Annotated in this window: 23 protein-coding genes; 4 read left to right on the plus strand and 19 right to left on the minus strand. The window is 66.1% G+C overall.

The annotated features are described in order from the left end of the window. Nucleotides 1–29 precede the first annotated feature (29 nt). Genes MRBLMA1_RS14530 through MRBLMA1_RS14540 form a run of 3 tightly spaced genes read right to left on the minus strand, consistent with a single transcriptional unit; the run spans nucleotide 30 to nucleotide 3,336 of the window. Complete coding sequence (locus MRBLMA1_RS14530) at nucleotides 30–419, minus strand: ferredoxin family protein (RefSeq protein ID WP_363737559.1); 390 nt, start codon at nucleotides 417–419, stop codon at nucleotides 30–32. Further along, nucleotides 416–1,996, minus strand: coding sequence for an FAD-binding protein (locus MRBLMA1_RS14535; RefSeq protein ID WP_363737561.1), 1,581 nt, complete (start codon nucleotides 1,994–1,996; stop codon nucleotides 416–418). The genes MRBLMA1_RS14530 and MRBLMA1_RS14535 overlap by 4 nt, the downstream gene beginning before the upstream one ends. Then, nucleotides 1,993–3,336, minus strand: a complete 1,344-nt coding sequence (locus tag MRBLMA1_RS14540; protein ID WP_133652501.1) for an LLM class flavin-dependent oxidoreductase — start codon at nucleotides 3,334–3,336, stop codon at nucleotides 1,993–1,995. Before MRBLMA1_RS14540 ends, MRBLMA1_RS14535 begins: the two co-directional genes overlap by 4 nt. Before the next feature lie 237 nt (nucleotides 3,337–3,573). On the opposite strand from MRBLMA1_RS14540, the gene MRBLMA1_RS14545 reads away from it, so the two are divergent. Together MRBLMA1_RS14545 and MRBLMA1_RS14550 are read left to right on the plus strand one after the other, a co-directional pair. Further along, entirely contained in the window at nucleotides 3,574–3,852 is a 279-nt protein-coding gene (locus MRBLMA1_RS14545; protein WP_363737563.1) for an ABC transporter substrate-binding protein, read from the plus strand. A 132-nt stretch (nucleotides 3,853–3,984) separates the two neighbouring features. Then, entirely contained in the window at nucleotides 3,985–4,224 is a 240-nt protein-coding gene (locus tag MRBLMA1_RS14550; protein ID WP_363737565.1) for a hypothetical protein, read from the plus strand. Nucleotides 4,225–4,293: 69 nt separating this feature from the next. On the opposite strand, the gene MRBLMA1_RS14555 is transcribed toward MRBLMA1_RS14550, so the two are convergent. The 11 genes from MRBLMA1_RS14555 to MRBLMA1_RS14605 form a co-directional block, all read right to left on the minus strand. Next, nucleotides 4,294–4,944: a peroxiredoxin-like family protein gene (locus MRBLMA1_RS14555; RefSeq protein WP_133652710.1), complete on the minus strand. Its 651-nt coding sequence runs from the start codon at nucleotides 4,942–4,944 to the stop codon at nucleotides 4,294–4,296. Between the two features lie 92 nt (nucleotides 4,945–5,036). Beyond that, a complete protein-coding gene (locus MRBLMA1_RS14560; RefSeq protein WP_363737566.1) occupies nucleotides 5,037–6,386 on the minus strand; it encodes an LLM class flavin-dependent oxidoreductase in 1,350 nt (449 codons plus the stop codon). 11 nt (nucleotides 6,387–6,397) lie between these two features. Beyond that, nucleotides 6,398–7,189, minus strand: a complete 792-nt coding sequence (locus tag MRBLMA1_RS14565; protein ID WP_133652505.1) for a class II aldolase/adducin family protein — start codon at nucleotides 7,187–7,189, stop codon at nucleotides 6,398–6,400. 82 nt (nucleotides 7,190–7,271) lie between these two features. Continuing rightward, nucleotides 7,272–8,222 carry an ABC transporter substrate-binding protein gene (locus MRBLMA1_RS14570; protein ID WP_363737568.1) on the minus strand — a complete coding sequence of 317 codons (951 nt, stop codon included), beginning with the start codon at nucleotides 8,220–8,222 and terminating at the stop codon, nucleotides 7,272–7,274. Beyond that, the gene (locus MRBLMA1_RS14575) at nucleotides 8,212–10,800 is read right to left on the minus strand and encodes a TonB-dependent receptor plug domain-containing protein (protein WP_363737570.1); all 2,589 of its coding nucleotides are present in this window, start codon (nucleotides 10,798–10,800) and stop codon (nucleotides 8,212–8,214) included. The genes MRBLMA1_RS14570 and MRBLMA1_RS14575 overlap by 11 nt, the downstream gene beginning before the upstream one ends. Before the next feature lie 122 nt (nucleotides 10,801–10,922). Continuing rightward, nucleotides 10,923–11,888 (minus strand): ABC transporter substrate-binding protein, encoded by a 966-nt coding sequence (locus MRBLMA1_RS14580; protein WP_363737572.1) that lies wholly within the window; start codon nucleotides 11,886–11,888, stop codon nucleotides 10,923–10,925. Nucleotides 11,889–11,891: 3 nt separating this feature from the next. Further along, nucleotides 11,892–12,980 carry an LLM class flavin-dependent oxidoreductase gene (locus tag MRBLMA1_RS14585; RefSeq protein ID WP_363737574.1) on the minus strand — a complete coding sequence of 363 codons (1,089 nt, stop codon included), beginning with the start codon at nucleotides 12,978–12,980 and terminating at the stop codon, nucleotides 11,892–11,894. 21 nt (nucleotides 12,981–13,001) lie between these two features. Next, nucleotides 13,002–14,264 carry a rhodanese-like domain-containing protein gene (locus tag MRBLMA1_RS14590; RefSeq protein ID WP_363737576.1) on the minus strand — a complete coding sequence of 421 codons (1,263 nt, stop codon included), beginning with the start codon at nucleotides 14,262–14,264 and terminating at the stop codon, nucleotides 13,002–13,004. Further along, on the minus strand, nucleotides 14,261–14,875 hold the full coding sequence (locus tag MRBLMA1_RS14595; RefSeq protein WP_133652511.1) for a cysteine dioxygenase: 615 nt from the start codon (nucleotides 14,873–14,875) through the stop codon (nucleotides 14,261–14,263). Before MRBLMA1_RS14595 ends, MRBLMA1_RS14590 begins: the two co-directional genes overlap by 4 nt. Beyond that, nucleotides 14,872–15,654, minus strand: a complete 783-nt coding sequence (locus MRBLMA1_RS14600; protein WP_363737579.1) for an ABC transporter ATP-binding protein — start codon at nucleotides 15,652–15,654, stop codon at nucleotides 14,872–14,874. Before MRBLMA1_RS14600 ends, MRBLMA1_RS14595 begins: the two co-directional genes overlap by 4 nt. 2 nt (nucleotides 15,655–15,656) lie before the next feature. Next, nucleotides 15,657–16,475, minus strand: coding sequence for an ABC transporter permease (locus MRBLMA1_RS14605; RefSeq protein ID WP_133652513.1), 819 nt, complete (start codon nucleotides 16,473–16,475; stop codon nucleotides 15,657–15,659). A gap of 291 nt (nucleotides 16,476–16,766) precedes the next feature. Between MRBLMA1_RS14605 and MRBLMA1_RS14610 the strand changes: the two genes are divergently transcribed. Beyond that, nucleotides 16,767–17,603 (plus strand): LysR substrate-binding domain-containing protein, encoded by an 837-nt coding sequence (locus MRBLMA1_RS14610; RefSeq protein WP_363737581.1) that lies wholly within the window; start codon nucleotides 16,767–16,769, stop codon nucleotides 17,601–17,603. A 13-nt stretch (nucleotides 17,604–17,616) separates the two neighbouring features. Here the strand turns inward: MRBLMA1_RS14610 and MRBLMA1_RS14615 are convergent, their stop codons facing one another. Genes MRBLMA1_RS14615 through MRBLMA1_RS14630 form a run of 4 tightly spaced genes read right to left on the minus strand, consistent with a single transcriptional unit; the run spans nucleotide 17,617 to nucleotide 20,870 of the window. Then, complete coding sequence (locus tag MRBLMA1_RS14615) at nucleotides 17,617–18,564, minus strand: D-isomer specific 2-hydroxyacid dehydrogenase family protein (RefSeq protein WP_363737583.1); 948 nt, start codon at nucleotides 18,562–18,564, stop codon at nucleotides 17,617–17,619. Between the two features lie 2 nt (nucleotides 18,565–18,566). After that, the gene (locus tag MRBLMA1_RS14620; protein WP_363737585.1) at nucleotides 18,567–19,742 is read right to left on the minus strand and encodes an acyl-CoA dehydrogenase family protein; all 1,176 of its coding nucleotides are present in this window, start codon (nucleotides 19,740–19,742) and stop codon (nucleotides 18,567–18,569) included. A 5-nt stretch (nucleotides 19,743–19,747) separates the two neighbouring features. Next, a complete protein-coding gene (locus MRBLMA1_RS14625; RefSeq protein WP_363737587.1) occupies nucleotides 19,748–20,737 on the minus strand; it encodes an ABC transporter substrate-binding protein in 990 nt (329 codons plus the stop codon). Further along, nucleotides 20,727–20,870, minus strand: coding sequence for a hypothetical protein (locus MRBLMA1_RS14630; protein ID WP_166666323.1), 144 nt, complete (start codon nucleotides 20,868–20,870; stop codon nucleotides 20,727–20,729). The genes MRBLMA1_RS14625 and MRBLMA1_RS14630 overlap by 11 nt, the downstream gene beginning before the upstream one ends. A gap of 104 nt (nucleotides 20,871–20,974) precedes the next feature. Here MRBLMA1_RS14630 and MRBLMA1_RS14635 point away from each other — a divergent pair, with 104 nt between their 5' ends. Continuing rightward, nucleotides 20,975–22,327, plus strand: a complete 1,353-nt coding sequence (locus MRBLMA1_RS14635) for an FAD/NAD(P)-binding protein (protein ID WP_363737588.1) — start codon at nucleotides 20,975–20,977, stop codon at nucleotides 22,325–22,327. 35 nt (nucleotides 22,328–22,362) lie between these two features. Here MRBLMA1_RS14635 and MRBLMA1_RS14640 read toward each other — a convergent pair whose 3' ends face one another. Then, nucleotides 22,363–22,956, minus strand: coding sequence for a nitroreductase family protein (locus MRBLMA1_RS14640; protein WP_133652519.1), 594 nt, complete (start codon nucleotides 22,954–22,956; stop codon nucleotides 22,363–22,365). Nucleotides 22,957–23,123: the final 167 nt, after the last annotated feature.

The following is a 23,123-nucleotide window of genomic DNA, read 5'->3' on the forward strand; positions in this document are numbered from 1 at the left end:
ACGATCCCCAATAAGGCTGGAAAACTATCTCAATCGGCGGTGTCCGTTCCGCCCGCGGCCAGGGTGCGGTAGCGTCGTGCGGCAGTCTCCCCACCCTCCTGCAACAGGGGGCCGAGCAGCCGGTATCGGTCCAGATGCCCGGCCTCGTCCGGCCGGTCCCAGCCATGGTCGCGGCGGATGCGGCCGAGGTGCCCCGATGCCCGGATCGCTTGCGGATCGACGCTTTCGGCGACGTGCGCGTCAGGCCCGACATAGAGGGCGTCGGCCTCGCAATAAAGTTCACACATATAGCAGGTCTGGCACTGGTCGAGACGAGCGATCACCGGCGTGCCGTCGCCCACATCCAGCACATGCGTGGGGCAGACGGCCACGCAGCGGTGGCAGCCGTTGCACAGATCCTCGAAAATATGGGCGATCATTCCGCCGCCTCCGCATAGGCGCGGCGTTCGGGGCGGGTCCACACCCGGTCGAGTCCACCGGTGAGCAGCCGCACGCCGCACGCCGGATCTAGCGCGGGGGCATCGACGCGGACGTGGATGCCACGGCTCTCGTTGCGGGCGAGCGCCGCCGCCGTGCACCAGCGCGCCGTGGCGGTCAGCGCCGCCGTCTCGCGCAGCGCGACGAGCCGCGACCCCTGCGCCCAGCCATGATCGCCGATCATGCGCCAGTGGGTATCGAGCAAAGCAAGCGTATCGCCGAGCTGCGTACGGCTCCGCCACAGGGAATGTTGGTAGCTGTTCATATGATGATCGACATCTGCTTCGATCGCCTTGCGGTCGATGCTTCGCTCGTCGGACGCAGGCGCTATCCCTGCCGATCCCACTGCCCGCGCCGCGCCTACCATTTTGTCGCGCAACGCCAGGCTCCGCCGTGCCGCCGCGGCGCCGGCGATCTGGCCCGATGTCAGCGCCCAGGCGCTGTTGACCGCCCCACCGCCGCTGACCGCCCCCGTCGCCAGTTCACGCGTCGCGGCGTCGCCGGCGGCATAAAGCCCAGCGACATTGGTCCCACAATTCTCATCCAGGATGCGCAGCCCGCCATTGCCCCGGATCGTGCCTTCGCCGAACAGCTTGATCGGCCAGCGATCGCGGAACAGGTCCACGCCCTTGCGAACGAAGGGCGGCGGGGTGAAGGGCTGGATATCCTTCAGGATCGGCGGCAATTCCGCAGGCGCGTCGATCAGGTCGGCATATACCGGCCCCTTCAGCAGCGCCGCGCCCAGCGCCTGATAATGTGCATGGCCGCGCGGCGGCGTGACGATCTCGGCGCCTTCCGCATCATAATAGCGGGCAGCACTATAGGGCAGCGTTCGCGTCGACGCCCAGGCGGGCGACACCGTATATTGGATGGAGAATTCCATGCCGGAAAGCTCCGCGCCCGCCTCCGCCGCCATCAGATAGCCGTCGCCGGTATTGCCATGGCTGCCGATGAGGCCGGAGCGGAAGGCGCAGCCGCCCGTCGCCATCACGACGGCGCCTGCGTGTATCTCCCAGTCCGTGCCTGCCAGTCGCGCATGCCCCCGCGCCCCAACTACGGCCCCTTCCGCGTCGGTCAGCAACTGCAGCGCGGGATGATGGTCCAGAATCCGCGCGCCCGCCGCCACCGCATAGGCACGCAGCGCGCGCATATACTCCGGTCCGCGCACGCCGCTATAATAGGTGCCGCCCCTCCCGTCCGACCCGAAGCGGTAATAGGGCGACAGGTCGGGCAGGATTCGCCAGGTGGTGTCGATCACCCGCTCCATCCACGCCGGATCGCCCAGCCCAAGTCCGGCGGCGAGTTTCTGCTCGATCGCCTCGCGTCGGCGCGCCGGATCGGGCGGTATCCACCAGTGGTTGGGCCCGGCCGTCGCGGTCACGCCGCTGGTGCCGACATAGCCCTTGTCGACCAGGATGGTGGCCGCGCCCGCCTTTGCGGCGGCGATGGCGGCCCAGGCTGCTGCCATCCCGCCGCCGATGATGAGCACGTCGCACCGCTGTGTCAGGATGTCGCTCACTCCGCGGCGATGGCGACCGGCACCTGGGCGTGCCGATGCTCAGGGACAGGCAGACCCAGATGGCCGCGCAACGTGTCATGGGCGTATTCGGTGCGGAACAGGCCCCGCGTCTGGAGGATAGGCACCACCTTCTCGCGGAACAGTGCGAAGTCGCCTGGCCTCGTCACCCGCAGGATGAAGCCGTCTGCCGCGCGCCCGGTGAACCAGCGCTCGATCTCGTTGGCGATCGTTTCGGGTGATCCCACGAAGTCTGACTTCCACTGGCCGAAGCGATAGGCCGCTTGGCGCAGCGTCAGCTTCTCCTCTGCCGCCACGCGGATGATCCGCTCGGCCTGCCCCTTGTAGCTGTTGAGCGTCACGCCGGTCAGGTCCGGGAACGGCGCATCGAGATCGTAGCCCGAGAAATCATGATAGTTGAACGCCCGTCCGACCTGCGTCAGCAGCTTGTCGATGCTGAGGCTGCCCTGCTGCGCCGTCGCAAGCGCCTGCGCTTCTTCATCCGTCTCGGCGATGGTGGGGACGAGACCCGGCATCACCTTGATGAGGTCCGGGTTTCGCCCGATCGCCGCCGCCCGCGCCTTGAGGTCGGCATAATAAGCGCGCCCGTTCTCGAAATCCTGGGACGCAGCGAAGGTGCCCTCAGCAATGGCCGCGCCCAGCGCGCGTCCTTCGCCGCTGTCGCCGGCCTGGAAGATCACCGGCTGCCCCTGCGGCGAACGGCTGAGCGCCAACGGCCCGGCGACCGAGAAATGCGCGCCCTTGTGGTCAAGGCGGTGCTGCTTGCTCTTGTCGAAAAAGACACCCGCCGCCCGGTCGCGCGGGAAGGCGTCATCCTCATAACTGTCCCACAGGCCCTGCACCACCTCGACGAACTCACGCGCGCGGGCATAACGCACGCCATGCTCGAAATGCACGTCGCGCCCGTAATTGTGCGCCGCGCCCTCGAGGCCGGTGGTGACGACGTTCCACCCCGCGCGGCCCCTGCTGATGTGGTCGAGCGAGCCGAACTGCCGCGCGACATTATAGGGCTCCCAATAGGATGTAGTGAGCGTCCCCACGAGGCCGATGCTCGACGTGCTCGCCGCCACCGCCGACAGCAAAGTCAGCGGCTCCAGCCGGTTCAGGAAATGCGGCGCGGTGTCCGGGGTGATGTAGGGCGAGTCGATGATGAAGACCAAATCGAACTTCGCCGCCTCCGCCAGCCGCGCATTCTCGATATACCAGCTAATGTCGATGCTGGCGTTGCCGGGTAGCTCCGGGTCGAGCCAGCTATGATGGTCGGCGCCCACGCCTTCCAATATTGCGCCCAGATGCAATTGCCGTTCGGTCCCGTGACCCATGCTTGTTCCTCCTGCCGATTTGGCGCGAAGGCTAGGCCGCTGACGCGAGGGAAGATAATGAGTGCTGCTCAATCACCGCTGAATTTGTTCAATGGAATTGCTGGCTTGGGCCCGTGATTCTCTGAAACTTCTTGATCGTCCGCGAGCGATGCCAATAGGTCGACGCAAAGGGACGTAAAAGCGTTGCTCGGCCCGTTGGTCATCAGGGCCCAAAATTATTCATGGGAAATGCCGGGCTTGGCTGACTTACCCATCGGTGCGTCGCTACCGTCAGGGGAGTCGCACTGGCAGGAAAGGAATGCACCATGGCAACAGCGCCAGCCGAAACCATCGCCGATCGGCACGCTCGCCGACCTCAAGGGCAAGCGGCTGGCGACGATAAAGGGGTCCGCCGGGCAGGATTTGGCCCTCAAACCGCTGGAAAAGGCGGGGCTCGAGCCGACAGACGTGCAATGGATCCATCTCGCCAATGGCGAAGCGAAGTCGGTTCTCGCCAGCGGAGCGATCGACGCCTAGTCGACCCGGGGCAGCTATATTGGCATAGCCGTACTGGAAAATGGCGATCATGTTCTGGCTGATGGCAGCGGCGTTCCGACCAGCCTCGCCTTCCTTGCAGCCAGCGACACCGCGATCGCGGAAACGGCGCTGGTGGCCGATTTCACCGCGCGCCTCGCCCGCGCCTGGGGGCATGCGCATCCTGACCACTACGCCTGGACCTTTTCGGCAAAGACCGGCACCCCGTTCAAGGCCGCCCGCTTCTCCGCCGGTTCTGTGCTCGGACGGTCGTGCCAATCGACGCTCGGCCGATCGATGGGCCGCGCGCCATTTTCCAACGCTATCGTGCGGCCGGTGTCCGGTCGCTGCCCAATATCAAAGGCCGCCATCTAACGGCCCTTTATCGGCCTGCCACCACTTCAACCCCGCTGCTACTGGCGTAACGCGCGAATTTCGCGGGCTTTAGGCAATTTTCTGCAATATCTCTTCCGCTTCGGGTCTTTGCAGCCAGTCGGGGCTGACCTGCAACGACCTCACGGCCCGGTTTGCACCCAGGTGCAGGACCGCTGGCTGGGGCAGTTCCCAAGTGCCCGTCCCCGTAACCTCGCCAATCCAGCCGGCGGGTGGCGGCGAAGGTCTGTCATCAGGCTCAAACGCGATACCGATATGTCGGGCGAGGCTATTATCCGCATCCGTGGCCACTAGGAAGGGCAGCTGATGCCGATCCTTGATTTCCCGCAGCCGGTCGGGCTGCTGCGGGCTGAGGGCGACCAGCAGGATATCACGCTGACGCAGTTCGGGGTAGAGCGCCTCGGCATAATAAGGGAGCGCGATGTTGCACGCCGGGCAACCGGCGAAGCGGAAGAAGATGAAGAGCGCCGATCCGCCTTTCGTCAGGCCGCTCAGCGTCAGTTCCCCGCCGTCCACTTCCGCGAAGACGAAGTCGGGCAGCAGGTCGCCGGGCTGGGCGATGGCGGCGGGATCGAAACGCTCGATCAACAGACGGCGCTGGCGAGCATTGGCTTCAAGCTGCGCGGCGGACCAGTTGCGTTCGCGCTCGGCCTGAAGGGCGGCATAGCGGGTCTTGAGGGGCTGAGTAAGGATAGTCGCCATCATCGTCTCCTTGCATTGACGTGATGATGGCCGCCGACGCGCTGCGCCGCCAATGAGAGTTGATGGCGCTGCGGCGATGATTTGTCATAGGTTCAGGCCGCGTCCCGCCGCGCGGGAGCGCGCTGGTGGCGGCTCGGCAGGATGGGGAGGCCGAGATTGGCGCGCAGCGTGTCGCCTTCATAGTCGGTGCGGAACAGGCCACGCGATTGGAGGATCGGCACCACCTCCTCGGTGAAACGGGTGAGCTGTTCAGGGTGGCCGAGATGGACGTTGAGTCCGTCGAGCGCGCGCTCCTCAAACCAGCGCTGGATTTCGTTCGCTACCGTTTCGGGTGAACCGACGAAGGGACTGCCGCGACTGGCGCGCGCTTTCTCTACCGCCTGCCGCAGCGTCCAGCCCTGCGCCATCGCTTCGTCGGTGATGCGCTTGGCCTGGGTGTAGAAGCTGCTCCTGGCATGATCGAGCGCTGCGACCGGGAAGGGCGCCTCGGGATCATAGCGGCGGAAATCATGCCAGCCGAACGGGCGACCGAATTCGGCCAGCGCCTGGTCGAAGCTCTGGTCTTGCTCGCGGTAGCGGCGCTGAATCTCCTGCGCCTCTGCGTCGGTATCGCCGACATAGATGAAGAAGCCCGGGAGGATCACAATCTCGTCCGGGTTACGGCCAAGGCGGGCGGCGCGGCCCTTGAGGTCGGCGTAGAAAGCCTGGCCCTGTTCGATCGTGGCGGCATGGGTGAAGATGGCGTCGGCTATGTTCGCGCCCAGATCGCGGCCCTGATCGCTGTCGCCTGCCTGGAAGATGACCGGTTCCCCTTGTGGCGAGCGCTGGATGTTGAGCGGCCCCGCGACCTGGAAGAACTCGCCGTGATGGTCAAGGCGGTGGAGCCGGGCGGGATCGAGGAACTGACCGGTCGTGCGGTCGCGGACCAGTGCGCCTTCCTCCCAGCTCGACCAGAGGCCGCGTGCGACATCCAGGAACTCGACCGCGCGGCGGTAACGGGTGTCATAGTCGAAATGTTCGGGCAGGCTGAAGTTGCTCGCCGTTCCCGCGTCCCCGCTGGTGACGACATTCCAGCCGGCCCGCCCCTTGCTGATGAGGTCGAGCGAGGCGAGGCGACGGGCGAGACCGAAGGGGTCGTTGTAGGAGGTGGTGAAGGTGCCGACGAGGCCAATCTGTTTCGTCGCCACCGCCAGCGCCGACAGGAGGGTGAGCGGTTCCAGCCGGTTGAGATAATGGGGTGGCGAGTGGGGCGTGATGAACTGACTGTCGACGATGAAGACGAGGTCGAACTTCGCTGCCTCGGCCTGGCGCACTATGTCGATGGTCCAGGCGATATTGACGCTGGCGTCCTCCGGAATGTCGGGATCGAGCCAGCGGTTGCTGTCGCCGGGACCGCCGACGCCGGTGGGGACAAGGCCGAGTTTGAGTTGTCTTTTGGTCATGGCGTGATCCCTCAGGCGTCGAAGCCGGGCGACCGGCGCTGCGCTTTGCGAAGCGCGGCTTCCCAGACGAGATCGTAATGGGACTTGGCGCCCTCCACGGGCAGGCGCTCCCGGCTCATCTGGCGGCGCACTTCCTCCTGCGCGGCTTCGGGGGCGATAAGGATGTTGTCGCGGCCGACAGCGAGGGTGCGGACCTGCGCCTTGCAGGCCTCCTCCAGATGATAGATGCCGCTGAACGCTTCGCCCGGCGATGATCCCAGTGCCAGCGTGCCATGGTTGCGGAGCAGCATGACCTTGGTATCGCCAAGGTCCGCGACCAGCCGTTCGCGCTCGTCAAGGTTGAGCGCGACGCCTTCATAGTCATGGTAAGACAGGCGGGGAATCAACGCGAGCGCGCGCTGGTTCAAGGGCAGCAATCCGTCGGCGTGGGCGGAGACCGCCATGCCATCGGCGCTATGGAAATGCGCGATATAATGGGCGTCCTCGCGCGCGCCATGGATCGCCGAGTGGATCACATAGCCGGCATAGTTGATGCCATAGTCGCTGTTCCCGATGACGTTGCCGTCGAGATCGACCTTGACCAGGCTGGATGCCGTGATCTCGTCGAACATCAGGCCGAAGGGGTTGATGAGGAAATGATGGTCGGGCCCCGGCACGCGGGCGGAGATGTGGGTGTAGATGAAATCGTCCCAGCCGTAGAGAGCCGAGAGACGATAGAAGGCGGCGAGATCGACGCGGACCTTCCATTCGGCTTCGCTGATGCCGCTGTGGCGGAATCGGTCGTCCTTCAACACTGTAGCCATGGCGATGCTCCTTTGGGCGCGATAGTAAGAGGACGGCAGGCGGCCGCCCAATGAGGATTTATGAAGGGTCGCGAAGCGCCGCTCATGCTGGGAAGATGCCTGGGTCGACGATCGCGGCGACATCGACATGGGCGGGCAGTTCGCCGTCGGCATGGAAGCGATCGACCACGCGCTGGAGCGGCGTGATGACGGCGTCGTCGGGGGCAACGAGTATCCCGCGCTGCCGGTTGGCCATGATGTCGGCGACCCTCGGGTCCACCTTCGTCTGCTCGACCAAGATAGCGGCATAAGCGGCCGGATGGTCCGCCGACCAGAGCGCAGCCTTCTGAAGACGGCCAAGAACGTCACGCAGCGCGGCGCGCTTGGCCGGATCGTCCAGCGCCGCCTGCGACGCGGCGATCAGGGCGAAGGGACTATTGATTCCCTCGCCGTCGCGTATCAGCCGCGCGCCGGCCAGTTCCGCCGCGATCTGATAGGTGCCGAAGGTCGCCCATATGTCGATCCTTCCCGCGTTGAAGGCAGCGGCTGCGTCATTGGGCAGCATGAAGCCGATATCCACCGCCTTGCGGTCGACATGTGCCTCCTTGAGCGCTTCGAGCAGGAGATAGTGGGAAATGCTGCCCCGCGCGCTGGAGACGATGACGCGGCGGCCGGCGAGATCGGTAACGCGACGGACGGGGGAACCTTGGGGCACGATGATGCCGATGTCGCGGGTCGAGAAACCTGTTCCGGCGACGATCTTGAGCGGCGCCTTGGCCGCTGCCGCCAGCACCACCGGCAGGTCGCCCGCCGGCGCGGTATCGACCGCCCCTGCGTTGAGCGCTTCGAGCAGGGGCGCGGCGCCGGCGAAATTGGCCCATTCTATGTCATAGGGCAGGTTGCCGAGCGCGTGCGCCGCTTCTGCCTTCGACTGGAGCAGATGGACCTGATCGCCCAGCACCAGCCTGGTACGGCCGCCCTTCGCGCCTTCACCGCAACCGGCGAGGGCGAGAGCGGCTGCACCGGCGAGGAAGGTGCGCCGATCAGAAGGCAAGAGCGATCCTTCCATAATAATAGCCGCCTGCGGGATTGAAGGGCGACGGGCCATAATAGCCCTGCCCTGTCTGGGGATTGCCCGGCCCGTTGGTTTCGGGCCGCACGTCGAAGAGATTGGTCGCGCCGACCGAGAGAGTCGCGAAGTCGGTGACTTTCGCACTGAGGCTGGCGTCGGTGATGATCTTCGCGCCAAAATAGCGATCGTCGCCCGCTGCCGTGCGCTGCGTATATTTGCCGTAGCGGGTGGCGGTGACGCTGAGACCGAAAATGCCCTTCTGCCAGTTGACGGTGCTGACCAGCTTGGTGCGGGGCTGAAGCACTTCCAGCTCGCCGATCTTGTCGCCGCCGAAGAAGACCGAGCCCGCGCCGAGCAGCGATGTGCCATTGGCCGCAAACAGCTGCGACGGGGTGGCGACGACATCCGTCACCTCGGTCTTGGAATAGTTGAAGGCCAGCGTCAGGCCGATCTTGCCGAGATCGCCCAGATTGCGGCTGTAATCGGCGACGAGGTCGAAGCCCTTGGTTTCCGTGTCGGCGGCGTTGATGAAATATTCTGCCTGCTCGATGTCGGACAGGCCGTTGGCGGCGAGGATCGCCGAGATGCCGGGTCCGAACAGGCGGCCGGTGCGCTCCACCCGATCGCGGATGCGGATATAGTAGCCGTCGAGCGTGATCGACAGCGACGGCGCGGGCGTGAAGACGAAGCCGAGGCCGGCGTTCCAGGTCTTTTCCGCCTTGAGCGGCTTTGCGCCCAGCAGCTGGCCCACGGTCGAGTCCGCCGTCACAAGCTTGGCGACGGTGGGGCGCAGTTCGGTCTGGCCGGTGGCGGGATTGAAGAAGGAGGAGGTGCGGCCATCCGTCTGCGCATAACCGATCTGCGTCAGCGACGGCGCGCGGAACCCGGTGCCGACCGTTCCGCGGATCGCCAGCGTCGGGGTGACTTCGTAGCGGCTGTTGAGCTTGAGGCCGATGGGGCTGCCCGAACCGTCGTCATAATGCTCGGCCCGGATCGCCGCGCCGATATACCAGGCGTCGGTCGGATAGATGCCGAGGTCGACATAGCCGGCATAGACCTTTCGGCTGATGTCGGCTTCGTCCGCCGGCGACAGGACGATCGCGCCCTGCACCACCGGGGAGGCGATGCGACCGACATTCCAGTCATATTGCTGGTCGCCCGGTTTGAACGTGTAGGTCGCGGGCTGATAGGCGAGCGGATCGCCGGCGAAGGTGCGGAAGCGGTCGAGCCGATATTCGCCGCCGACCGAGATTTCGAGCGGCCGGGCGAGGCCGATGTCGACGCTGCGGTGCAGATCGACATTGTGCGTCCACTGCCGGAACTCGAAATTGGCGAGGTTGGGCCATTGCGTCGGGCCGGTCGGCCCCAGCGAGGGACGGACCGACAGCTTGGAGAATTGATGGCTGTAGTTGCGGCCGAACGATGAGGAGATGTCGTAATCCCAGCCCGCCAGCGTGCCGCGCAGGCCGCCGACGAACTGGAAGTCGTTTTCCTCGATATTGTTGAGTGGATAATAGCCGTCGGGGAACTGCGCCGTGAAATTGGCGGTGCTGTTGGGGCGGCGGAAATTGTTGCCGATCTGCGCGTCACGCTCGCCATAGGTGCCGAAGCTATAAAGGGTGACATTTTCCGTCACCGGCAGCTCGGCATTGTAGCTGAGGTTGAACGCCTTGACCTGAGGATCGCCATTATGCGCCCCGTCGCGGTTCCACTGCGCGTTGCGGGCGTTGGCGGCGGCGACGTTCGCCTCCACCTGGGCGCGGGTGAGGCCGCTCGTCGCCACCACTTGATCGATGGTGCGACCGGCGGGCAGGCCGTAGAGGTTGGTGTCTGTCGCAGCCAGGTTCCACCACGCGCCGCCGCGCTTGCGGATGTCGCCGCTGATCGTCAGGAAACCGCCATTGTCGCCGATCTTCGTGCCGTAGCGGATCGTGCCCTTCCAACTGTCCGGGTCGCCGTTGGCGTCGTACAGCGTGCCATAGGTGAAATCGCCGCTCAGCCCTTCCTTCTTCGCGAGCTGAATGTTGATCACGCCGGCGATGGCGTCCGTGCCATATTGGGCGGCGGCCGAATCCTTCAGCACTTCGATCCGGTCGATGGCGCTGGTGGGAATGAGGTCGATGTCGACCGGGTTGGCGCCAGACGTGTCGGTCGGCGAATTGTTGAGGAAGGCGCCGTTGTGTCGCCGCTTTCCATTGACCAGCACCAGCGTATAGGCGGGCGAGAGCCCACGGTTGGTGACGGGGCGCCCGATCGAGAAGACGCCGGCATTGGTGGCACCGAAATTGAGCGAGGGAAGCAGTTTGGACAGCGCCTCCCCGAACTCGGCGGAGCCGGTCGCCTGCAGCTTTTCCGCTCCGACGACATCGATCGGCGCAGGGCTTTCCGCGACCGTGCGGGGCGCGCCGCGAACGCCGGTGACGATGATCGTGCCTGCGTCAGCAGCGGCGTCCTCGGCGGGCTGCTCCGGCGCGACGACGCCCTGCGCGCCGGCTGGCGAGACAGTGAAAGAAACAGCCGAAAGCGCTGTCGAGACAAGGAGAAGACGGCATTTGTTCATTGTAATGGGTCCCCCACGAGATGTTGAGGGCGGTCTATTCTCTACGAATTTAATTGATAAATGAGTTCGATCATCCACCGATGACTTCAGCTAAACTGAAGATTGTTTTGTTCGCGAAAAACTTATTCTTTGCGGCCGTCGAAGCTGCCGTCGAAAGCCAGCCGCACATCGCGCGGGCTATTGATAAGACCGGCTTTCTGAAAACGGGCGGTGATCGCCTGTTCATGCGCGACGATGCCGTCGTCGATCGGGCGCGCCACGCGGTTGCTCCGTTCGAAGCTGGCGCGCGCGATATCGAGCGGCAGCCCGGTTTCTTTCGAGAGCACCTGCGCGAACTGGTCAGGATGCAGCCGCGCCCAGGCAACGGCCTTGGCTTCCCTTTTCAGGAAATCCGCGAGCAGCGCGCGCTTGGGTTCGATCGAGTCTTCGTTGGCGATGTCGATATAGAGCGGCAGGCCATAATCTTTGGCGTCCACCACGGCGCGCGCGCCTTCCTTGATCGCGACATTGGTATAGGGCGTCCAGGTCGCCCAGGCGTCGATCGCGCCGCTGTCGAATGCGGCCTTTGCGTCGCCTGGAGGCAGGAAGGTGACGCGCACCTTGTCCGCCGGGATGTTGGCCCGCTCGAGCGCCTGAAGCAGAAGATGGTGGCCAATCGAGCCGCGCGTCGTGGCGACCGATTTGCCGGCCAAGTCCTGTGCGCCCCGAACCGGGGAGCCCGCCTTCACTAGGATAGCGAGCGCTTCGCGCGCCTGATTGGCCGGGGCCTGCACCGCGATCGCCTTGACCGGGCTGCCGCTTTGATAGGCAAAGATGAAGGGCGCGTCCGCCGCCAGGCCCAGATCCGCCGCGCCGCCGCCGACCGCTTCGAGTAGAGGCTGGGCTGCGGGAAATTCCGACCATTCGACCGTGTAGGGCGCGCCTTCAAGGGCGTCCGAGGCGAGCATCATCGCCTTCACCTGCCCCTTCTGGTTGGCGACGCGCAGGACATTGTCGTCATTTCGCGAAAAGGTCGCGGCGGCGAGCCCGAGGCCCGCCACCGCGACGAGGGCCGTCGACAGGAGGACGACAGTCTTCTTTTTCGGCATGGATCAGCCCGCCAGCGCGAGACCGGCCGCTTCGCGCTCGGCCACCCTGGCGCGGACGCGCGGCAGCAGTTCGCGGCCGTAGAGGATGGAGTCTCCCAGCGGATCGAAGCCCCGGATCAGGAAATGGTCGATGCCGATGTCGTAATAGTCCAGCATAGCGTCGGCCACCTGCTCTGGCGTGCCGACAAGGCCGGTGCTGTTGCCGGCCGCGCCGGTGAGCGCCGCGACACCGGTCCAGAGGCGCTTGTCCTGCCGGTTGGCGCTGGCAGTTTCGAGGAGGCGGAGCGAGCCCGCATTGGGCGGGCGATGGCCGGTGAGCGGCAGGCCGGCGGCGACGCGGTTCTCGCGCACCTGCTCCTCGATCTCGGCAGCACGCTTCCACGCCGCTTCCTCGGTGTCGGCGATCACCGGGCGGAGCGAGAGCGAGAAGCCGGGGCTGCGGCCGTAGCGGGCGGCGGACTTGCGGACAGCACGAACGGTGTCCTGCACGGCGGCAAGGGTTTCGCCCCAGAGCGCATAGACATCGGCATGCCGGCCGGCGACCTCGATCGCCTCGTCCGACGATCCGCCGAAGAAGACTGGGAGATTGTCAGGCTTGATCGCGCTATATGCCTGGCGGATGTCGTAATATTTGCCTTGATGGTCGAAGGGTTTGGCGGCGGTCCATTCCTGCCGCAGGATGGTTAGATATTCGTCGGTGCGGGCGTAGCGTTCCGCCTTGACCGTCTTCGTGTCGCCGTCGCGCGCCATTTCATCGTCCGCGCCGCCGGTGATGATGTGGACGGCGACACGCCCGCCCGACAGTTGGTCCAGCGTCGCCAACTGGCGCGCCGCCACGGTGGGCTGGGTGAAGCCGGGGCGATGCGCGACGAGGAAGCCGAGGCGTGTGGTGCGCGCGGCGGCATGGGCCGCGACGATCTGGCTTTCCGGGCTGTTGGAACCGAAGGGAATGAGCACGCGATCGAAGCCGCCTTCCTCCTGCGCCTTCGCCGCGGCATCGACATAGTCGGTGTCGAGCGCACGGCTGCGCACCGCGGATTGTGTTTCGGAGCCGTTGTTGAAGCCGATATAGCCGATGAACTTGACGCTCATGATGCGTCCTCCTGCAAAAAATTAGATGACGTAGAAGCCGTGGGTGCCGTCGCGCTCCAGCTGGGCGACGAGGCCATATTCCCAGTCGAGATAGGCCTGCATCGCGGCGGCCTTGTTGTCGGTGCCTTCATAGGGGCGCTTGTAGCGACCCTCCGGGCCACGCGGCGGTGGCGCGCTGTCGGGGCCGCGCTCCAGCGTGGCGGCGGACCAGTCGATGTCGAGGACATAGACCTCCCACCCAAGCTGGGCGAGCCAGGAGGCGGTCATGTCGGCGCGGACGCCGGTGGGGTCGGTGACAACGATGCGTGCGCCGCGCACCGGGGCGTTATGGTCGGTTTCCTGCACCAGCTGACCACCCTGCGCGTTGCGGAAGCCGGGGAGGTGTCCGCTTTCATATTCGCGGGGCTGGCGCACGTCGTAGAGATAAAGGGTCCGGCCCGTCTCCGCCTGGAGCGCCTCCAGTTCCTGCCAGCCGATCCGCTTGACGCCGGCGCGATAGGCGACATCGCGGGCGTGGGCGCGCGCTTCGTCCGTTGCCGCGTCGTCCACTTCGGGCGCGGCGCGGGTTTGCCCGGTTTCCAGCTCTTGCCCCGCGAGCGTCCAGCCGATCGTACCGTTGCGAAGGGCATAGACCTTGTTCGGGATGCCGGCATTGACCAGCGACTGGGCTCCGATGATCGATCGCGTGCGGCCGGCGCAGTTGACGATGATCGTGGTGTCGGGATCAGGCGCGACCGTCTGCACGCGCAGCACCAGTTCCGCGCCGGGCACGCTGGTGCCGGTCGGGATGCTCATCGTGTTATATTCGTCGTAGCGGCGCGCATCGAGGATCTTGACGTCGGCCTTCTCGCGGATCAGCGCCTGCACTTCCTCGGCCGGCAGGCTGGGGGTATGGCGGCGATGCTCGACCAGTTCGCCGAACGCCTTGCTATAGCTGTTGACGTCCTCGAACAGTTCATAACCGGCCTCGCGCCAGCCAGAAAGGCCGCCTTCCAGCTCGCGCACGTCGGTGTAGCCGAGCGCCTCAAAACGCACAGCGGCCTTGCGCGCCAGCCCTTCGCCATTGTCATAAACGACGATCGGCGTGTCGAGCCGGGGGATGCGCCAGCGCGCTTCCTCATCGATGCGGCGGAGCGGGATCTGCGCTGCGAAGAGCGGGTGCCCTTGCGCGAACTCATGTTCCTCGCGCACGTCGATCAGCGCGATCTCGCTGCCGATCATCAGCGCGCGGCGGATGTCTTGCGGGGTGGCAACCTGGATGCGGTCAAGAATGTCGGTGGTCATGATTGTCTCGATCTGTCCCAGAGGTTGGGGATGACGCGGTTGGCGTATCCCGAGATGAAGGATTTAGGAGTGCCGTCCGGCGCGTAGGTCGCCCGCTCCACAGCGCCGATATTGGCGCCATAGACATGGATGCTGACGGAGGGGCGGTCGGCAAGGCCGTTGGTCACGCGATGGATGTCACCGATGCGCGGTGAAACGGCGTCCACTTCCCCGGCGCGGAGCAGTTCCTCGCCCTGCGCCGCCAGTGCGCCCGAAGGCAGACGGCCAAAGCGCTCCACTTTCTCAACGCCGCGCAGGACGCCGACGAGGCCCCAGACGCTGTGGTCGTGGATCGGCGTGGACTGACCCGGCCCCCAGACGAAGCTGACGACGCTGAAGCGTTCGCGGCTGTCGCAATGGAGCAGATATTGCTGGTAGCGCTCGGGGTTGGGTTGAGCGAACTCTTCCGGCAGCCAGTCGTCGCTGGCGATCAGGCGGGCCAGCAAGGCGCTGCCGCTGTCGAGGATGGCCTGCTCGTCGCGCGTTGCCGCAAGCAGATCGGCGAAGGCAGTGACGAAACCGCGCAGGCGGGTGGTGTCGATCGGCCGTTCGAGGGTGGCGACTGCCGTCATTCGGCCGCTTCCAGCGCGGTCGCGAAGGGGACGACGCCATGATCGTCGCCGCCCAGGGTGGACAGCAGCTTTTCGCGCAGGCGGGCGGAGAAGCTGGCGCGTTCGCCGCGCGGGGCGGTGATGCGTTCTTCGGCGACGATGCGGCCCTGGTCTAGGACCAGCACCCGGTCGGCGAGCGCGATCGCTTCCTCGACATCATGGGTGACGATCAGCACGGCCGGGCGATGCGCCCGCCAGAGCGAGAGGACGAGGTCGTGCATCCGGTAGCGGGTCAGCGCGTCGAGCGCGGCGAAGGGTTCGTCGAGCAGCAGCAGCTTGGGCTCGCGCACCAGCGCGCGGGCGAGCGCTGCGCGCTGCGCTTCACCGCCCGATAGAGTGAGTGGCCAGGCGTCCAGACGATGGCCGAGGCCGACTTCCCGGAGCGCCGCTTCGGCGCGCGGGCGGATGTCTCCGTTCAGGCCGAGTCCGACATTCTTCCAGACCGGCTTCCACGGCAGGAGGCGCGCATCCTGGAAGACGACGGCACGGCTGTCGGGCACTTCCACGTCCTGGCTGCGTACCTCATCTAGACCCGCAAGGGTACGTAGCAATGTCGTCTTGCCTGACCCCGAGCGCCCGAGGAGGGCGATGAACTCACCCGGCGCGATGTCGAGATCGAGCCCATCGATGATCGTGTTCGCGCCGAAGCGGCGGGTGAAGCCGCGCAGGCGCACGACCGGTTCGGGCTGGGGCTGGTGGACGGAGGAGTTCACCGTGGTAAAGCCGAGGCGAGCGTCCATGCTTATTGCTCCACTATGCTGGGGCGCCAGATAAGGGCGCGGGCTTCGATGGCGCGGACCAGCCAGTCGGCGCCAAGGCCGAGGATGGCGTAGACCATCAGGCAGACGACGATGATGTCAGTCCGCATGAAATCGCGGGCATTGTTGATGAGGTAGCCGAGACCCGCCGAGGCGTTGATCTGCTCCGCCACCACGAGGACGAGGATCGAGACGGAGAGGGCGTAGCGCAGCCCCACCAGCAGCGAGGGCAGCGCGGAAGGCAGGACGACGTGCCATATCTGCTCGGCGCGGCTGAGGCCGAAGCTCTTGGCGGCGTCGAGCAGGCGCAGGTCGACGCTGCGGATGCCGCTGTAGAGGTTGAGATAGACTGGAAAGATGGTGGCGAAGGCAATCAGCGCGACCTTGGGGGTTTCGCCGATGCCGAACCAGACGATGAAGAGCGGGGTCAGCGCGAGCGCGGGGATGGTGCGCTTGATCTGCATGAGCGGATCGACCGCCAGTTCCCCGGCGCGCGAGAGGCCGGCGACGAGGCCGAGCGCCAGACCCAGGCCGACGCCGATGAGCAGCCCGGCGGCGACTCGGGCGAAGGAGACGAGAAGATTGGATGGCAGCTCGCCCGAGATCACCATGTCGATGAGCGTGCCGATCACCGCCGAGGGCGCGGCAAGCGTGCGTTCCGGTATCAGGCCGCTGCGCGAGCCCAACTCCCAGAGGAAGAGGAGCAGCACCGGCGAGAGCCAGCGCCCGCCGAAGCGCGACAGTGAAAAGGGCCGCCGGCTCCGTTCTGCGCCGTGTGAATGTTCGATCGCCAAGCTTGCCATATCCAGTCCTTGTCCAGGTCCGGAAAGCCCATCATGTATTCTCTACCAATTCAATTAAGTTTTTGTTGGCCGATCTATGAGCCGTGGTCATATGGCTCGGCCGGGCGCGCAATTGGCTCGCTGCGGCGCGGAAAATCGTCAGGTGCGGGGCGGGATGGGCCAACGCCAAGATTTAGTTGATCCGGCGAAATCTCTACTATTTTGATTGATATATCGGCATCGCGATAAGGGGTTGCCTATTCCCTCCGCTGGGTCGGCTCCTCCCCGCATCCCTTCCAAGAAAGGCCTGCCATGCCGGTCAACCTGCCCACCAATTTGCTGCGCAGCTTCGTCGCGATCGTCGATACCGGTTCGATGCTGAATGCGTCGGAGCAGGTGTTCGTCACGCAGTCGGCGCTCAGCCTCCAGATCAAGCGGCTGGAGGAGCTGGTGCAGCAGACCCTGTTCCTGCGCGAAGGGCGGAGGCTCAACCTGACGCCGGCGGGCGAGGTGATGCTCGATTATGCGCGGCGCGTGTTGCTGCTGCATGACGAGGCTGTCGCGGCGGTGAGCGCCGGGCGCTTTGCCGGGCCGGCGCGGATCGGGATGGTGCAGGATTTCGCCGATACGTTGCTGTCGGGGCTGCTCTCGCGCTTTTCGGAGCTGCACCCCGACGCGCAAATCTATGCACGGGTGGCCGGGACGGCGGAGTTGCAGGCGCTGCTCGACCGGCGCGAGCTGGACATATTGCTGGGTTTCGCCGCGCCCAATGACGCCCATGCGGTGACGGTCGCGCCGATGGCCTGGTATGGAGAGCCGGCGCTGGCCGATCGCAGCATCATTCCCCTCGCCGTACTGGAGGAGCCCTGCCGCTTCCGCGAGGCGGCGATACGGGGGCTGGAGGATGCGGGCCTGCAATGGCGGATCGCGGTGGAGACGCCCAATCTCGCGACGCTCAAGGCCGCAGTCGGCGCGGGGCTCGGCATCACCTGCCGCACGCACCTCTTCATTGGCGAGGAATCGACGCTGACGCATGAGCGCTTGCCCGAATTGCCGCGCGTCGCCGCGATCCTGCGCGCGGGCGACAAGCTGGACAGCGCGGCGCAGCGGCTCGCGGAACTGGCGCGGGAGACGGTGCAGGCGCTGTGATGCGCCTGCCGCATCAATAGCCGCGCGCGGGATCGACCACGTCGGACGGCGTCTCGCCGCGCACGAAGCGGCTGATGTCGTCGCGGACCTTTTCCAGCAGCCGGTGCCGCACTAGCGTATAGTTGCTGGAGATATGCGGCGTCAGGCGAACCTTGGGATGGGTGTAGAGCGGATGGCCTTCGGGCAAAGGCTCGGGATCGGTGACATCGAGCGTGGCGAAACCCGGCCCGTCCGCCCGGTCGAGCGCGCGGATCAGCGCATCCTGATCCAGCACCGAGCCGCGCGCGACGTTGATGATGTGCGCGCCGGGCTTAACCTGCGAGAGCAGACGGTCGTCGAAGAGATGGCGGGTCTGGGGCGTGCCGGGCACGGCGATGACGACATGGTCGGCGCGGGCGACCAGGGCGGGCAGGTCGTTGAGCAGCTCGACCCCGTTGATCCCGGCCTGCGCGCCCGATCGGCGCAGCGCCACTACCTGGGCGCCGAGCGCCAGAACCCGCCGCGCCACCGCCTGCCCGATCGCGCCCAGCCCGACAATGCCGACGGTCGTGCCAGAGACGCGCCCCAACGGCGCCTGCTTCCAGTCGGCGCGAGACCGCACCGTCACCGCCTCCAGATTCTTGGCATGGGCGTAGAGGGCGGCGATAACATAGTCGGCGATCTCGTCCGACGCGACGCCGCGCCCGCAGGTGACGAGCGGCGCGTCCAGCAGCCATTCGGGATAGAAATCGACGCCGGCGGACGCGCTATAGACCCATTTCAAGCGGCCCGGCCAGAGCGAGGGGCGCGCCGCCGGGGGCTGCCGCCATGCGGGCGTCGGGCGGACCAGCAGCAGGTCGGCTTCCGCAGCGGCGGTCCAGGGCTCATCCTCCGCTACGTCGATCACGACCGGGGCGATGGGATGTTGGCCGAGCCCCTTGTTGAAATCGGCGTCGAGCTGGCTGGCGATGACGAGCGACATGGCTATTGTCCCAAAGCCGCGCGGCCGGCCGCGACAAGGATCGTGTCGGTCTGAGGCGAATGGATGCGGCTGCACAGCACGTCGCGATAATGGCGTTCGAGCGGGTTGTGGCGGCTGAGGCCGGGATTGCCAGTAAGTTCCAGGCCGATCTCGACCGCGCGGATCGCGTTGGCGGTCGCGACATATTTGATGCTGTTGACCGCGGCCGCGCCCGGCTGATCGCCAGCGTCGTAGCGCGCGGCGGCGTCGCGGATCAGCGTCGCGTTGACCTGAAGCAGCGCTTCGATCTTGCCGAATTTCTCCTGCACGCGCGGCAGGGTGGCGAGCGACGCGCCGAGATTGGACGGTACGCGATCGTTGAGATAGGTCGCCAGCCAATCGCGGGCCGCGCGCGCCACGCCATCATAGATGGTCGAGATGGCGAGCGCATTCCAGATGGCGAGGCTGGGGTCGCCCGCAGCTGCCGCCCATTGTTCCGGCAGGCGCACGTCCACCGCATGGTCGAGCGGGGTCGGCGTGTCGGCGAAATGGACGGCGTGACTGACGGTCGCGCGCATCCCCAGATGATCCCAGGCGGGTTCGATCGTCACGCCGGGGCTGCCGGCCTTCACCAGGAAATTGCCGACACGCGGATTTTCCTCGTCGGTCTTAGCCCAGACCGAATACCAGTCCAGCCCGGTCGATCCGGTCGAATAGATTTTGGTGCCGCTGATCGCCCAGCCGTCAGCCGTGCGCCGCGCGATCGTTGCCGGCAGGCCGCCTCGAACAGGGGTGCCGAGTTCGGGTTCGACGCGCAGCCCGCCGATGAGGCCCCGGCCCGCGACCGCATCGGCCGCCAGCCGCTCGTAGATCGCGGCGGGCCAGCCCTGCGCGCGGAGCGGGTTGGCGTGATAATGATAGGTCATGAAGAGGATGAGCGCGGTAGAGGGCTCGCCCTTCGCCACGGCGGCGAGCACGCGCAGGGCTTCCGAAAGGTTCGCGCCGCGCCCGCCCAGTTCCGGCCGGACGGTGAGGCCGATCAGTCCCTCGTGCGCCAGCAGGTCGAAGGGCGCGCGGGGAAATTCGCCGCTGCGGTCATAGGCTTCGGCGTGCGACGCGAGTTCGCGCGTCAGCCAGTCGAGATAGTCGGCGGTGATCGTAGACGGGGCGCTGTCGGGCGTGGCGAGACGGGTTGCCATGATGGTCAGCCTCTTTTCGGAATAGCGGAATTGAAGCGGTCGTCCCAGAGCGGGCGGACATCGACCGGCTTGGGCAGCAGCTTCTGGGCGTAGAAGAGGTCGGCGACTTTCTGCTGCGACGCGATGGCCTCAGGCGTGACCGGGCGCAGTTCGTACACGTCGCTCTTGCGCTTGAACTGATCCTGCACATAGGCGAGCGGCACGCCGATATCCCTGGACACGATGACCGCCCACTCATCCTGATGCGCCGCGGCCCAGGCATAAGCTTTCTGGGCAAGGCCGAGATAGTCGGCGATCAGTTTCGCCTTGTCGGGATCGGCGAGCGCGTCGACATGCGCGGCCACCAGATAATTGCCCGAAAGGATGCCGTAGGCGGTGCGCAGAATGCGCGCGCCTTCGGTCGCGATCGCGCGCTGGATCGGAAAGCCGTAGATCGCCCAGGCGTCGAGGGCGCCCTGGGAAAAGGCCGCCGCGCCGTCGGTCACGCCCATCGCCACCGGCTTGATATCGTCCCAGCCCAGGCCAACCTCCTCCAGCATCCGGATGAGGAAATATTGCGAGGTGGTGGCGCGGACATAGCCGACGCGCTTGCCCTTGAGGTCGGCGATGCTCCTGGCGGTCGAACCCTGCGGCACCAGCACGACCTGATTGTTGACGTCGCCATGCGCGACCGCGATCTGGCGGAAGCTCTGGATGGTCGAAGCGGCGGCGAAGATCGGCGGGATCTCGCTCATCCCGCCATAGTCGAGCGAGCCGCCATTCAGCGCCTCGACCACGAGATGGCCCGACTGGAACTCGTTATAGGCGATGTCGAAGCCTTCGGGCTTTATGCTGGCGGATTTGAAGAGCAGCCGCGAATCGCCATCGCCCTTGCCGGTGATGGACACGCGCAGCGTGGGGCGGCCCGCCTTGCCCGATCCGCAGGCGGCGAGCAGCAGGCAGGAGGCTGCGCCGCCGCCCAGCATCAACCGGCGGGAAAGACCCTCAGCCGCCACGGGCGCTTGTCGCGGCCGGCGCGGATTCGGGCGCGCGGTCGAACAGGATGACGTTGGGATCGCGCAGAAACTCGCGCGCCGCCGCCGCCTTCCAGCGCCGCCATCCGGCGATCAGGGGTTGTAGAGGGGTCATGACAACGCAGCTCCAGAAAATCGAATTGAGGCTATTTATCTATTGAGTAAGTAGAGATATGTCCCACAAGCAATGCTGCCCAAACCATTAGAAATGCTTGATCCATGCTGAGCGCCAATCATGTCGCCATCGTTGGCGGCGGCTTTTCCGGCACGCTGCTGGCGATCAATCTGCTGCGCCATGGCGCAGTGCGCGTCACGTTGATCGAACGGCGAGGCGACCGCTTCGGGCGCGGGCTCGCTTATGGCGCCGCGCAGCACGACCATATTCTCAACGTCCGCGCCGCCAATATGAGCGCGCTGCCTGACGAACCTGGCCACTTCGCCGACTGGCTGAGGACGCGGGCCGCAGGACAGGATGCGAGCTTCGCCACGCGGCAAACTTACGGCCTCTACCTTCGCGACCTGCTGGAGGCCGCCAAGGCTGCTGCCGGGGCACGGCTGCGGCTGGTGGAGGCGGAAGCCGTCGATCTCAGGGTGTCGGACGGGGCAGCGACAGTGCGCCTCGCCACCGGTGCGCAAGTGAAGGCGGACATCGCAGTGTTAGCACCGGGCAACCTGCCGCCGCACGCCCTGCCCGCCTTTGCCGGCATTGCCCATCCCACCTATGCCGATGATCCCTGGGCGCTGGGGCTGGCCGATGGATTGGGGCCGGAGGATCAGGTGCTGCTGTTGGGCACCGGCCTGACAGCGGTGGATTGCGCGCTCAGCTTCGACACGGCTGGCTTTGCGGGGCCGATCGTGGCGGTGTCACGGCGCGGGCTGCTGCCCCGCGCCCATGCACCGGCGCAGGCGGCGCCCGGCCTGTCGGAGCGGCCGAACGGCTCCGCCTCGGCGCTGGTGCGGCGTGTGCGTGCGCGCGCGGACGCGGTTGGCTGGCGCGCGGCGGTGGACGAATTGCGGCCCTTTACTCAGGATATGTGGCGTGCCGCCGATGCCTCCGACCGTGCGCGCTTCCTGCGCCATCTGCGTCCCTATTGGGATGTGCACCGACATCGCATCGCGCCTGCGGTAGCGGACAGGCTGGCGGGGATGCGGGCCGCCGGGCGTCTGGAGATCGCCGCCGCAAAGGTCATGGAAGCAAGACCGGACGGGGCGCGAATCGCGGTTGCGTTGCGCTCTCGGGGCAGCGATGCGGTGGCTTGGCGGCATTTCGCGCGTGTGGTCAATTGCACAGGTCCGCTCGGCGACCTCGGCCGCACGCGTGACCAACTGCTTCGCGCGCTGGCGAGCCAGAGCGCGATCCGGCCTGATTCCTTGGCGATCGGCATTGACGTGGATCGCCAGTGCCGGGCGATCGGCGCGGGTGGCGAGGCACGGGATCGCCTCCGTGTCGTCGGCCCAATGACGCGCGGCGCGCATTGGGAAATCGTCGCCGTGCCAGACATCAGGCGGCAGGTCTGGACGCTCGCCCGGGACATCAGCAACGCCCATTGGGTTGAAGCCGCCGGTCTGTAGGCCAGCCGCGCCCTCGCCCGGCGGCGCGGGACGGGTCAGCCCGGGAACGCGCCAGCGAACGTGAACGCCTCGATCGGCTTGCGACCGCTGGGGACTTCCCGCTCTCGCAGGGCCTCGGGTAGGCTGGCCTTGTCGCCTTGTCGTCCGATCGCCACTGCCGCCTCGATCCGAAACCGCTCCGGCGCATTCAGCGCGATCCGCGCCGCGTCGAAATCGACGCCGGTCATGCCATGAGCATGATAGCCCAATCTCGTCGCCTGCAACGCGATCAGAGCCCAGGCCGCGCCGACATCGAAGCTGTGGCTGTATGACGCCTTGGGATCCGACCCCGGACCCTGTTCCATCAGCGTATCGGACAGAAGATACAGCAGCACGGCGGCATTCTTAGCCCAGCTCTGGTTGAAAGGAAGCAGCGGGTCCATAAAGCGCTGCCAATCGGGTCTGCCCCGATGGGCGTAGACGAACCGCCAAGGCTGATAATTGAAGGCGGACGGCGCCCAGCGTGCTGCCTCGAATATGCTGTCCAGGGCAGCTTGGGGAATCGACGAGCCGTCATAGGCGCGCGGCGACCAGCGCTTGGTGAACAAGGGCTCAATCGGATGCGCCGGGGTGCGAGCGGACGTTGTCATTCTGTCTCCTCATGCGGGATGCCGCAGGCCAACATCAGCGCGGCAGAAACAACATCAAGGGGTATTTGCTCAATTCATATGCGCATGAGGACATTGCGTTGGTTGCCGACCAAGCGCTGGCCTAGATGGGGTCGGCTCATCCTCCTCTTTTCCTGCATCAAGGACCG

Origin of the sequence: Sphingobium sp. LMA1-1-1.1, assembly GCF_040676365.1 — a bacterium.
Classification (GTDB): Bacteria; Pseudomonadota; Alphaproteobacteria; order Sphingomonadales; family Sphingomonadaceae; genus Sphingobium.